Genomic DNA, 12468 nt, shown 5'->3' on the forward strand with positions numbered 1-12468 from the left:
CTTCTCCTCGCTCACAACGGGATGTTTCCGTGTTTCTTGGCCGGGAGGGTCTGCCGTTTGGTCCGCAGCGCGTGCAGGGCCCTCGCCACTTGAAGGCGGGTCTGCGACGGCGCGATGACCTGATCGACGTAGCCGCGTTCCGCCGCCACATAGGGGCTCGAATGCCGTTCGCGGTACGCGTCGGTGAGCCGCTTTCGTTCGGCGGTCCGCTGTTCCGGTGGCAGGGCGGCGAGTTCGTGCCGGTGCAGCACCCGCACCGCGCCTTCGGCGCCCATCACCGCGATCTCGGCGGTGGGCCACGCCAGGTTGACGTCCGCGCCGAGGTGTTTCGACCCCATCACCGCGTAGCCGCCGCCGTAGGCCTTGCGGATCACCACGGTCACCTTCGGCACGGTCGCCTCGGCGTAGGCGTAGATCAGTTTGGCACCGCGCCGGATGATCCCGTGCCGTTCCTGCGCCTCACCGGGCAGGTAGCCGGGGACGTCGGCGAGGGTGAGGATCGGGATGCCGAAGGCGTCGCAGAACCGGACGAAGCGCGCCGCCTTCTCCGACGCGTCGATGTCGATCACGCCCGCCTGGTGGCGCGGCTGGTTCGCCACGACCCCGACCGTGCGGCCCCGCATCCGGCCGAACGCGCAGATCATGTTCGGCGCGAAGGCACTGTGGATCTCGGTGAACTCGCCGTCGTCGACGAGCCGCGAGATCACCTCGGTCATGTCGTAGGCCTGGTTCAGCGAATCGGGCACCAGCCGGTCGAGTTCGAGATCAGCCGCGGTCAGTTCGGGATCGGTCTCGTCGGCGTATTCCGGTACGGGGTCGAGGTTGTTGGACGGCAGATAGCCGAGCAAGGTCTGCACCCAGTCGATGGCGTCGTGCTCGTCGGCGGCCCGGTGGTGGGCGTTCCCGGAGACCTCGCTGTTCACCGCGGCGCCGCCGAGCCGCTGGGCGGAGACGCGCTCACCGCTGACGGCGTGCACGACGTCCGGACCGGTGACGAACATATGCGCGGTCTCGTCCACCATCACGGTGAAGTCCGTGATCGCCGGCGAGTACACCGCCCCGCCCGCGCACGGCCCCATGATCAGCGAGATCTGCGGGATGACGCCGGACGCGAGCGCGTTGCGCCTGCCGAGCTCGGCGTAGTAGGCCAGCGAGACGACGCCTTCCTGGATCCGGGCGCCGCCGGAGTCGTTGATGCCGACCACGGGGCAGCCCAGCGTCATCGCCAGGTCCATCACCTTGAGCACCTTCTCGCCGAAGACCTCGCCCATGCTGCCGCCGAACACGGTGAAGTCCTGGGAGAACACGCAGATCTGCCTGCCGTCGACGGTGCCGTGCCCGGTCACCACGCCGTCGCCGTAGGGCCGGTTGACGTCCATCCCGAACTCGGTGCACCGATGCCGCGCGAACTGGTCGAGTTCGACGAAGGAACCCTCGTCCAGCAACAGCTCGACCCGTTCGCGCGCGGTCAGCTTGCCCTTGGCGTGCTGCCGGTCGACGGCGCGTTTCTCGGCGATCCGCAGATCTTCCCGCCGGGCCGCGAGATCGGCGATCCGGAAGGCCGTCGTGTCGGTCATGGCCGGGCCGCCTTGGGTGCCCCGAGCCGGGCCGCGAGCGCGGCGGCGACCACCTCGACGTGCGGCGGGTCGATCATCGACAGATGGTCGCCCGGCACCCGCACCACCTCCAGATCCGCGCAGAAGGCGTCCCAGCCCAGCGCGTCGTCGGTGCGCAGGTACCGCGGGTCGAGGGTGGTGGTCAGCGGATGCGGCTCCTGCGCGCGCACCAGCAGCACCGGCCCGGCGTACGGTTCCGGCTGGTACCGTTCGGCCACGCGTGCGTCCACATAGGACTCGTACTGGTGCCGCAGCACGCCGTGTCCCATCCCGGGCACCTGCTCGGCCAGGCGGGCGATCACCAGCCGGATCTGTTCCTCGTCGCCGAGCCGGACGAGGTCCTCACGCGGGATGTCCAGCGGGACACCGTAGGTCCGCTCGACGTGCTCGGCGAAGCGGTCGAACCGGTCCAGCAGGATCTCGTGCGCCGGCTTCCCCGGCGCGGGCAGCGGCAGGATGCTGTCGATCATGAACACGAGGTCGACCCGCTCCCCCGCCGCCGTCAGCCGCCGGGCGGTCTCGTAGGCGAGGCAGCCGCCGAACGACCAGCCGCCCAGCCGGTACGGGCCCCGCGGCTGGATCTCGCGGATCAGTTCGAGATAGCACTCGGCCTTGTCCTCGACCGTGTCCTCTTCGTCGATCCGTTCGAGCCCGTAGACGGGCCTGCCGTCCGGCAGCAGGCGGACGAGTCCTTCGTAGACGCTCGTCGGACCACCCGCCGGGTGGAACAGGAACACCGGATCCGTGCCGCCCTCGCGCAGCGGCCGGACAGGGCAGCCCCCTCGTCCCTCGATCGCGTCGCGCAGCAGATCGGCCATCGCGGCGATCGTCGGCGTGGCGAAAAGCCGTTCGGGCACGGCGCCGAGCTGCGCGGTGAAAACGACACGGAGCCGCTCGGCGGCTTCGGCGTCGCCACCGACGGCGAAGAAGTCGTCGTGGACGCCGGGCTCCGCGCCGCCGAGTTCCGCCTGCCAGTGCCGGGCGATCCAGCGTTCGGCCGGATCGCGTGGCCCGACGGCCGCGCTCGGTCCGGCGGGCCGTGCGCCCGCCTCGCCGAACCCGGCCTGTTCGGCGAGATGGTCGGCGAGTTCGCCGAGGCTCGCGCCACGCAACAACAGCGGGATCGGCAGCGGCAGGCCGAAATCGCGTTCCACGACTCCCCTGGCGCGCATGGCGGCGAGGGAGTCCAGGCCGAGCCGGGTGAGCGGCGCGTCCCGGTCGATCCCGTCGGCGGCGAGGCCGAGCATCCCGGCGACGAGCCCGGCCAGGTAGTCGGCCAGCATCTCGCGGGCAGCGTCCGGCAGCGCCGCCCGCAAGGCTTCCAGTCCGTCCCAAGTGGACTGACCGGTGACCGGTTCGTCCCGTGGTACCAGCATCTCGAAGAACGGCCGCCCGGCCAGCCGGGGGAACAACGCCAGAACGGTCCCGGCGTCGACGCGGGCGATCCCGGTCGAGGCGCGGTCGCGTCGCAGCACGGCGTCCAGCGCCGCCAGCGCCTCCTCCGTGCCGAGCGGTTCGAGCACGGGATTGCGGTTGCCGACCGCCGCCCCGGCCTCGCCCCAGGCACCCCAGCCGACGGTCGCCGCCGGCAATCCGGCGGCCCGGCGCCACGCGACCAGCGCGTCCACCCACGCGTTCGCCGTGGCGTAGGCGGCCTGACCCGGCGATCCGAACAGCGCGGCCGCCGACGAGTACGTCAGCCACCAGTCGAGTTCGTGCCCGGCCGTCGCTTCGTGCAGACGCCACGCCCCCAGCGCTTTCGCGCGCCAGACGGTCTCGACGGCGTCTTCGTCGAGGCCGACGGCGGCACCGTCGGACAGCACACCGGCCGCGTGCAGCACGCCACGCAGCGGCAGACCGCCCTCGGTCGCGGCCGTGACCAGCGCTTCGGCCGTCCCCGGCGCCGCGATGTCCCCCGTCACCACGCGGACGTCGACGCCCTGGTCGCGCAAATCCGCCAGCAGTGGTTCGACGGCGGCGCTCGCACCACGCCGGCCGGAGAGGACGAGCCTGGTCGCGCCGCGTCCCGCCAGCCAGTCCGCCGCGACCAGGCCGAGACCACCGAGACCACCGGTGAGCACGTAAGCGCCCTCGCGCACCACGGTTTCGCGGCCGGGTCCGCCGAGTTCCGGCCGGGCCAGCACCCGGGTGTACCGGACGCCCTCGCGCCAGGCGATCTCGTCGTCCGGCGCGTCCGCGCGGAGCTCCGCCGCCAGCTTGCCGACCCAGAGCCGGGCGGGATCCGGCTCGGCGTCGAAGTCGACCTGGCTCACCCGCAGCTCGGGATGCTCGAAGGCGAGCACACGGACCAGCCCGCGCAGCCAGGCCTGGCCCGGGTCTCCGGGCTCGCCGGGTTCGATGGCCGACGCACCCGCGCTGACAAGCCACAGCCGCGGCGCCCGCTCGACCACTTCGGCGAGGACGCCGGAGAGCCTCGCGGCCATCCGCGCGTCCCGCATCGGGTCGATCCCGCCCGGCCCGGCGCAAACCAGGACTCCCGTCACCTCGCGGGCTCTCAAGGCTTCCGCCAGCGCGGCCCGGTCGCCGAGCGGAACGGTCACCAGTTCGTCCCCGTCGAGCCGGTCACGCAACTCCGTCAGCCACGGCGCGTCCTCGTGCAGGACGACCCAGCGGCGGGGACCGGACGTGGCCGGCGGCAGATCGGCCTGCCGCCAGACCGTCTCGAACAGCAGCTCCGCCATCGGCACCGGCAGCGCCGAACGCTGGAACCGGCGGCAGTAGACCTCGCGGAACTCGACCAGGACGACGTCGTCGGCGTCGACCAGCTGGACACCGCCGACCAGCCCGTCACCGGCCGGATCGAGCGAGTCGAGCACGGCGTCGACCCGGACACCGCGGCGAGGGTCACCGGCGAGGACGACCTCGCCCAAGGTCAGCGGCAGGAAGACGCCGTCCGCTTCGCGCAGCACGTCGCCGGCGGCCGCGGCCAGCGCGTGCAGGCAGGCGTCGGCGATCACCGGATGCAGGACGTACGCCGGATCGTCGGCGGGCATGGTGATCGACGCCGAAGCCCGCCCTGGTGCCGCCAGGACGTCGCGCAGCCCGCGGAAAGCGGGGCCGTAACTCTGCCCCATCCCGGCCAGCACCCGGTACAGGTCGATCGGCCGGGCATCGTCGCCGACGGCGCCGAACGGTATCACCGCGGTGTTCCCGTCGCGGACCCGGGCCGTGGCGTGCCGCACCCAGCCGCCGTCCGCGGACCGCGCGTAGACGTCCACTTCGGACGGTCCGGTGCTCAGACTGGTCGTCACCTCGGTGTGCGCGGCCAGCGGGAGCACGCGATGCAGTTCGAGGCCGCCGACGCGCAGCTGCCCGCCGGACCGCAGAACCGATTTCGCCGCCGCGAGCGCGAGTTCCAGGAATCCGGCGGCGGGGAACAGCGGGACACCCATCGCCGCGTGGTCGGCCAGCCACGGCAGCGTCTCGGTTCCGACGTCCGCGCGCCACAGGTGTCCGCCGCCGGTCGGTTGTTCGATGTGGACACCCAGCAAGGGATGCGCGCCGCCGGATCGGGGCGCCGGGCGCCGCGGCCAGAACCGCCGGTGCCGCCAGCGCGGGGCGGGCAGTGCGACCGGAAGCGGTCGGGGGCCGCCGTCGTCGAGTACGACGGGCAGCCCGACGACGTGGAGCCGGGCGAGCGTGGTCAGGAATGCCCTGCGCTCGTCGATCTTGCGGCTCGCCGACGGGAGCGCGACGGCGCCGGTGCTCTGTTCGATCGCGGCCAGTGCCACCGGATGCGGCGAGATCTCGACGAAGACGCCGTACCCGTCGGCGGTGGCCGCCGCCAGCGCCTGGCTGAACCGCACCGGACGCCGCAGATTCGCCGCCCAGTAGTCCACGTCGAACAACGGAGTCCACTGTGGATCGTCGAGAACGCTGCTGTAGCAGGGGATCTCAGCCGGTCTTGGAGACAGCCCGGCGAGCTCGGCGCGGAACCGGCCGAGAACGGCGTCGACGGCTTCCGAATGGCCCGCGCCGCCCACGGGCAGCCGCTTCGCCAGCCTGCCGAGGCTCTCGACGTGCGACACCAGCGCCTCGACCTGTTCGGCTCCACCGCTGACGGTGCACTGGACCGGCGAGGCGTAGACCGCGACCGTGATCCCGGGGAAGTCCGCTTCCAGGTCGGCCAGTTCGGCCGCCGAGAGTTCGACCACCGCCATCGCGCCGTCGCCCGAGGCGTCCACCTCGGCCAGCAGCCGGGCGCGGGTGGCCATCACGTGCAAGCCGTCGGCGACGTCCAGCGCACCGGCGACGACGGCGGCCGCGACCTCGCCCATCGAATGCCCGAGCACCGCGGCCGGGACCACACCGCGCGCACGCCAGAGCCCGGCGAGGGCGAGTTGCGTGCCGAACAGCGCGAGTTGCGTCGCGCCGAGGTCCGGCGGCTCGTACTCGCCGGAGAACACCGCGCGCAGGGAGAATCCGGCTTCGGCCAGGAACACCGGGTCGAGCGCCTCCACCTCGGCCCGGAACGCGGGCTCGGTGCGCAGCAGGACGCGGCCCATCCCCGGCCACTGGGAGCCGTAGCCGGAGAAGACGAACACGACGCCGGACCCGGATCCGGCCTCGCCGAGGACGACGTCGCCGCGCTCATGTCCGGCGGCCATCGCCCGCAAGGCGTCGGTCACCCGGTCCCGTCCTTCCGCGACGACCGCGCCACGGACAGGCAGGTGGTCCCGGCTCGTGGCCAGCGTCGCGGCGACCGAGCCGAGCGAGACCTGCCGGTGGGCTGGGTCTTCGAGCCAGTCCGCCAGATCGGCGGCCCGCGCCCGGAGCACCTCGGCCGAGCGAGCGGAGAGCGCGAACACCCGCGAAGTCCCGGTTTCCTTCCCCCGGGCGGCGAACGACGCGGCAGGCCACTCTTCGAGGACGACGTGGGCGTTGGTGCCGCCGAAACCGAACGCGGAGACCCCGGCGCGCACGACGTCGGAGTAGCGCGGCCAGTCCGTCCCGGTGTCCACCACGCGCAGGCGGAGACCGGCGAAATCGATATGCGGGCTGGGTTCGTGATGATGCGGGGTCGGCGGCAGCCGCCGGTGGACCATCGCGAGGACGACCTTGATCAGCCCGGCCATCCCCGCCGCGCCTTCCAGGTGGCCCAGGTTCCCCTTCACCGAGCCGATCAGGAGCGGGCGGCCGGGGTCGCGGCCGGCTCCGAGCACCTCGCCGAGCGCGCCGGCCTCGATCGGGTCGCCCACCTCGGTGCCGGTCCCGTGCGCCTCCACATAGTCCACAGAGGACGGTTCGACGCCCGCCGCCGCGTACGCGTCGCGCAAGAGGTCCGCCTGCGCGCCGGGGCTGGGTGCCACGAGCCCGTTCGACCGGCCGTCGGAATTGACCGCGCTGCCGCGGATCACCGCGAGCACCCGGTCGCCCGCGCGGCGAGCGGCCTTCAGCGGTCTCAGCACGATCACCCCACAGCCTTCGCCGCGGGCGATGCCGTCGGCGGCGGCGTCGAACGGTTTGCAGTGCCCGTCCGGCGCCAGCACCCCGGCCCGCTCGAAGGACGCGGTGACCGCGGGCGAGAGCAGCAGGTTCACCCCGGCGACGAGCGCCGTCCCGCATTCGCCGCGGCGGAGGCTCTGCACCGCCTGGTGCACCGCGACCAGCGACGACGAGCACGCGGTGTCGAGCGTGAGACTGGGGCCGCGCAGGTCGAACAGGTACGACAGCCGGTTCGCGGCGATGCTGGTCGCGGCGCCGGTGGCGGACCAGACGTCGACGGCGGCGGGATCGGCCATCGTCAGGTGGCCGTATTCGCCCGCCGAAAGCCCGACGAAAACCCCGGTCCGGCTGCCACGCAGGGTGGACGGCGGGATGCCGGCGTGTTCCAGCGCCGCCCAGGCGACTTCGAGCAGCATCCGCTGCTGGGGATCCATCGTCTCGGCCTCGCCCGGGGTGATGCCGAAGAACTCGGCGTCGAAACCGGCGACGTCGCCGAGGAAACCGCCGCGGGCGGGGGTCTCCCAGCGGTCTTCCGGGACCTCGCGGATGCCGTCGCGTCCGGCGTCCAGGAGCCGCCAGTACTGCTCCGGGGACTCGACACCGCCCGGCAAACGACAGCCGACACCGACGATCGCGATCGGTTCCTCTTCACGGCCTTCGCCGCTCACGACCGCCGAGTCCTCCACTGTGGACAGACGTGCGGCGAGCGCGGTGATCGTCGGGTACTGCCACACCAGTGTCGGCGGCAGCGGGCGGCCGAGATACCTGCCGAGCTCCGCTGCCAGTTCCATCGACTCGCGTGAGGACAGCCCGCTCTCGTGCAGTGGCCGATCGGGATCGACCTGGTCGGCGGGCGAGCCGGTCCGCTCGGCCACCCGCGCGATGAGCCAGGCGCGGATCTGGCCGGTCACCCGAGCCGCCGGGCGGTCAGCGAACCGTCCAGATAGGACTTCCGGCACAGCGCCCGGCTGATCTTGCCGCTGGAGGTGCGCGGAATCTCGCCCGGAGCGAGGAAGACGACGTCGTACGGCCGCAGACCGTGCGCGGCCGAGACCGCCCTCCGGATCTGGCCGGTCGCCGCGACGATGTCGGCCTCGCTCCCTTTGGCGCGCTCCGCCAGCACGACCGCCGCTTCGCCGTCTTCGCGCTCGATCGCGAACGCCGCGGCGGAATGCGGCCGGACCGCGGGATGGGTCTCCACGGTCTGCTCGATGTCCTGCGGATAGTGGTTGCGGCCGTCGACGATGACGAGGTCCTTGAGCCTGCCGGTCATGAACAGTTCGCCGTCGTACCGCACGCCGAGGTCCCCGGTCGCGAGCCAGCCCGCGCCGGACTCCGGATCGATCGGCGGCAGGCCGAAGACACGGCCGGACTCGGCGGGCCGCCCCAGTACCCGACTCCGACGTTCGGGCCGTTGACCTGGATCTCCCCCACCCTGCCGGGTTCGACCAGCGCGCCGGTGACCGGATCGGCGATGCGGACCCGTTGCCCCGCCGGGAATCCGCACGAGACGAGCGTGGTGGACGCCGCGCCGGGGAGCGCGGGCGCCGCCAGCCCCGCGGCGAGCTGATCACGGTCGAAGGCGACCTCTCGCGGCGCCTTGCCCGCCTCGGTGACGGACACGAGCACGGTGGCCTCGGCCAGCCCGTAGGACGACCGGTGCACCTCCGGGCGCAGCCCGCATTCCTCGAAGGCGCCGTGGAACTTCGCGATCGTCGACGGGAGGACCGGCTCGCTGCCGTTGATCAGCGAGACGACCCGGCTCAGTTCGAGGTAGCTCTTCTCTGCCTCGGTCACGCGGGAAGCGCTGTAGGCGTAGGCGAAATTGGGTGCCGCGCTGATCGCGCCGGGGCTGGCCGAGAGCGCGCGCAGCCAGCGTGACGGACGTTCGAGGAAGGCGAGCGGATCCATCAGGACCGACGCCGCGCCCGCCGCCATGGGCGCGCCGATCCCGAGGATCAGGCCCATGTCGTGGAAGAGCGGCAACCAGCTGACGGTGGACGTCGTCCCGGTTTCGATCGCGTACGCGTCGCACGCCTGGCGAGCGTTGGTGAGCGCGTTGCGGTGGGTCAGCATCACGCCCGCCGGCGTCCTCGTGGAACCGGACGTGTACTGCAGGTACGCCACTCCGTCCGGTTCCGGTCGCGGCCAGGAGCGGTCACCGGCCGCGACCGGAGCTGTGGTGTCGACGGCGAGCACGGCGGGGCGCTCGATCTCCGTCGAGGTGAGGAAACCGGCGACGGCGTCCAGCCCGTCGGAGGTCGTGAGCACGACCCTCGGCGCGCAGTCGGCGAGCACGGCGGCCAGCCTGCCCGCGTGCCCGGGGAGGTCCGGGGCGAGCAGCGGGACCGCGACCAGCCCGGCGCGGATCGCGCCGAGGAAGGCGACGACGTAGTCGACGGACTGCCGCGCCAGGATCGCGGCCCGGTCACCAGCGCCGGTGAACGAGGTCAGCCGGGTGGCGAGGAGGTCGACCCGGTCGTCGAGTTCGCGCCAGGAGAGGGTGATCGCCCGGCCGTCCGCTCCGGCGCGATGGTCGAGGTAGGTCACCGCGACCTCGTCGCCGAGCCGCCACGCCCAGTACCTCAGCAGTGTCGCGAACGACTCCCCACCGGGTGCGTCGTCCGTGCCGCGGGCGGCGACGACCGTTTCCGAAATGGTTTCCATGGCCCCTCGTTTGACGACGTGAGCAGGAGCGGGTGAATTCGGAACGGCGCCGTTGCCGAAAGCGGATTCCATTCCGGAGACCGTTCTTTATCTGCCCGGAACTGTATGGACGTCCCGGGAAGGGTGTCAATGAGCCGATGATGGAATGCCGGTGCCCGCGCGGACGTGCTCACCGGGAAGTGAGAAAGGGGGCACCCGGCTTGTCACTTCGAGACGAACTTCGGGGGTTCAGCAGCCTGAGCGCGAGGAACGCACCGGCGAGTTGCAGCGCCGCCGCGGTCAGCAGCCCCGCCGTGTAGCCGTCGGCCAGCGCGGCCGGGGCACCTTCGCCGAGCCTGGCCGTGCGGACCACCGACAGCACGGCCCCGATCAGCGCGACCCCCAACGCGCTCGAGAGTTCACGGGACGCGGTGAGCAGCCCGGAGGCGGTGCCCGCGTGCCGCTCGGCGACGATGTCCAGCGCGTACGAAGTCAGCGGGGTGGTCAGGGCCGATCCGGCGCCGATCAGCACGAGCCCGGGAATCCTCGGCGGTATCTCCGGCACGTGGTTGACCGCGGCGATCGCCAGCAGCCCGGCGGCCACCGTGGCCAGCCCCGCCGCGACTGTCCGATGTGGACCGAAGCGTGGCACGGCCCAGGGCACCAGCGGCGTGGCGGCGACGACCGCGAGCGCCACCACGACCAGCGGTGATCCGGCGAGCATCGGCCCGAGGCCGAGGGATTCCTGATGCAGCAACGGCGTGAAGAAGAAGACCCCGGAAACCCCCAGCCCCCACAGCAGCTGCACGGTGAGCGCGCCGGTGAAGACCCGCGTCCCGGTCAACGCCGTCGGCACCAGCCGCACTCGCGCGCGTCTTTCCCTGAACACGAAACAGATCGCGAAGGCCGCCCCCACCGCACCGAGCACCGCGCTCAGCTCCACCACCGCGGCGGTGGTCAAGACCATCGCGGTGGTCACGACCAGCATGGACACCACAGCAGGCCGCGAGGCCGCCGGACCACGGTCCGCCAGGGCTACCCTGGGCACCAGTACCAGCATAGCCGCCACGAACGGGAGATTGACGAAGAAGATCCAGCCCCAGCCCAGATATTCGCTCAGCACCCCGCCGAGCGTCGGGCCGAGCGCGAGGGCGGCCGCGAGGCAGGCGGTCCAGACCGTCGCTCCCACAGCGCGCCTCCGCGCGTCGAGGTTGGTGCGGAGCAGGCTGAGCAGGGCCGGGACCAGGAGCGCCGCCGCCGTGCCTTGCAGCACCCGCGCGGAGAGGATGAGCCACGCCGTCGTGGCGAACCCTCCGACGGCCGCGCCGGCGCCGAAGGCGAGCAGCCCGGCCCGCAGCGTCGCCGCCTGGCCCCAGCGGTCCACCAGCGTTCCCGCCACCGGCAGCAGCCCGGCGAACGGGAGCATGTAGCCGATGCTCACCCATTGCAGCGTGGGCAGATCGAGCCCGAGTTCCCGGGCGATCGAGGGCGCGCCCGCCGCGACGATCGTGTTGTCGAGGGTGGTGACGAACGCCCCGAGCCCGATCATGAAGAGCGTCGCTCTCATTGTCCATCCTCGTGAGTGGCAAAGACGGTTCTAACCGTCCTTACCACTCACGAGACTGGACCCCACTCTCCCGTGACAATTCCTCGGACTCCCGTTCACGCTCGCGCTATAACTCACGCTCGCGCTACAACCACCCTTGCCGCGACGCCTGCGCTCCCAGCTGGAACCGGGTCTGCGCGCCCAGCAGTTGCTGCAGGCGGCTGATCCGCCGGAGAACCGTGCGTTCACTGATGCCGAGCTCGCGCGCGATTGCTTCGTCGGTCAGGCCTCCGCTCAGCAACGCGAGCAGACGGCGTGTGGCGACGGTCGGTTCCTGTGTCGCCTCCGCGTCGTCCGGGCCACCCGCGCGCACCGGTACGCCCATCCGCCAGAACGATTCGAACAGCTCGATCAGCGCGCTCAACAGCATCGACGGATGTATCAGCAGGGCCAGCACGTCACCGGCGTCGGAGTTCGGGACGGCGATCAGCGCGCGGTTGCTGTCAGCGATCACCAGCTTCAGCGGCAGCCTGGGGAACACCCTTGCCTGCTCCCCGAGCGCGATACTCGACTGCACCTGGGCGAATCCGTCGTCGGTCCGCAGTACGGACGAGTCGTAGACGACGCGGTACGCGATGCCGCGCGCCATCGAACCCGGCTGCACCGTGCTCACTTCGGCCTTCGGGCTCATGTACGACCCGGGATCCAGCGCGACGATGTCCACACCCGCCTGCGTTTGCATGGCCTCGAAGGTGGCGATCACCTCGTCCCGGCTCCGCAGGACCTCGACGAAGTCCGCGTCGCGGCCTGTCCGCAGGGAGTAGGCGGCGCCGAGCACCTCGGCCGCTTCCCGCGCGCGGACGGCCGCCGCTTCGTGCTGCGCCGCGAACGCCGACAGCGCGGCACGCGGCGGGCACACCTCGACGCCGGACGCTCCGGCGCGGATCAGGCCGAACCGCTCCAGCTCCGCCAGTTCGGCGCCCGGCGGGCCAGGTCGCCCCTCCAGCAGGGCTCGGTACAGCTGCTCGGCCTCCACCGACAGGCCTCGCGACTCGGCGAGCATGACGCCTCTCCTCCCGCCCAGGATCGATCGACGTGACATCGATGTCACGCCACACAGTTCTTGAGGGGGAAAACGGCCGGATCGTGCGCCTGGACCGATAACGAAACCGTCACGGATCACGCCGAAGAGGC

4 protein-coding genes and 1 pseudogene are annotated in these 12468 nt (G+C 72.1%); all 5 read right to left on the minus strand.

Annotated elements, in window-relative coordinates; translation table 11 throughout:
• Positions 1–11 precede the first annotated feature (11 nt).
• Positions 12–1577 carry an acyl-CoA carboxylase subunit beta gene (locus MJQ72_RS11300; protein WP_240599159.1) on the minus strand — a complete coding sequence of 522 codons (1566 nt, stop codon included), beginning with the start codon at positions 1575–1577 and terminating at the stop codon, positions 12–14.
• The gene (locus tag MJQ72_RS11305) at positions 1574–7993 is read right to left on the minus strand and encodes a type I polyketide synthase (RefSeq protein WP_240599160.1); all 6420 of its coding nucleotides are present in this window, start codon (positions 7991–7993) and stop codon (positions 1574–1576) included. Before MJQ72_RS11305 ends, MJQ72_RS11300 begins: the two co-directional genes overlap by 4 nt.
• Positions 7990–9749 (minus strand): annotated as a pseudogene (locus MJQ72_RS11310) (fatty acyl-AMP ligase). The gene MJQ72_RS11305 and the pseudogene MJQ72_RS11310 overlap by 4 nt, the downstream one beginning before the upstream one ends.
• Before the next feature lie 169 nt (positions 9750–9918).
• Positions 9919–11295 carry an MFS transporter gene (locus MJQ72_RS11315; RefSeq protein ID WP_240599161.1) on the minus strand — a complete coding sequence of 459 codons (1377 nt, stop codon included), beginning with the start codon at positions 11293–11295 and terminating at the stop codon, positions 9919–9921.
• A 124-nt stretch (positions 11296–11419) separates the two neighbouring features.
• Complete coding sequence (locus tag MJQ72_RS11320) at positions 11420–12337, minus strand: helix-turn-helix transcriptional regulator (protein WP_037336653.1); 918 nt, start codon at positions 12335–12337, stop codon at positions 11420–11422.
• Positions 12338–12468 lie beyond the last annotated feature (131 nt).

The organism is Amycolatopsis sp. EV170708-02-1 (genome assembly GCF_022479115.1).
GTDB lineage: Bacteria > Actinomycetota > Actinomycetes > Mycobacteriales > Pseudonocardiaceae > Amycolatopsis.

Excerpts from the sequence above, each read along its gene's own strand:
- MJQ72_RS11300 (WP_240599159.1), bottom strand. The coding sequence starts at position 1,577 with ATGACCGACACGACGGCCTTCCGGATCGCCGATCTCGCGGCCCGGCGG.
- MJQ72_RS11315 (WP_240599161.1), bottom strand. The coding sequence starts at position 11,295 with ATGAGAGCGACGCTCTTCATGATCGGGCTCGGGGCGTTCGTCACCACC.
- MJQ72_RS11320 (WP_037336653.1), bottom strand. The coding sequence starts at position 12,337 with ATGCTCGCCGAGTCGCGAGGCCTGTCGGTGGAGGCCGAGCAGCTGTAC.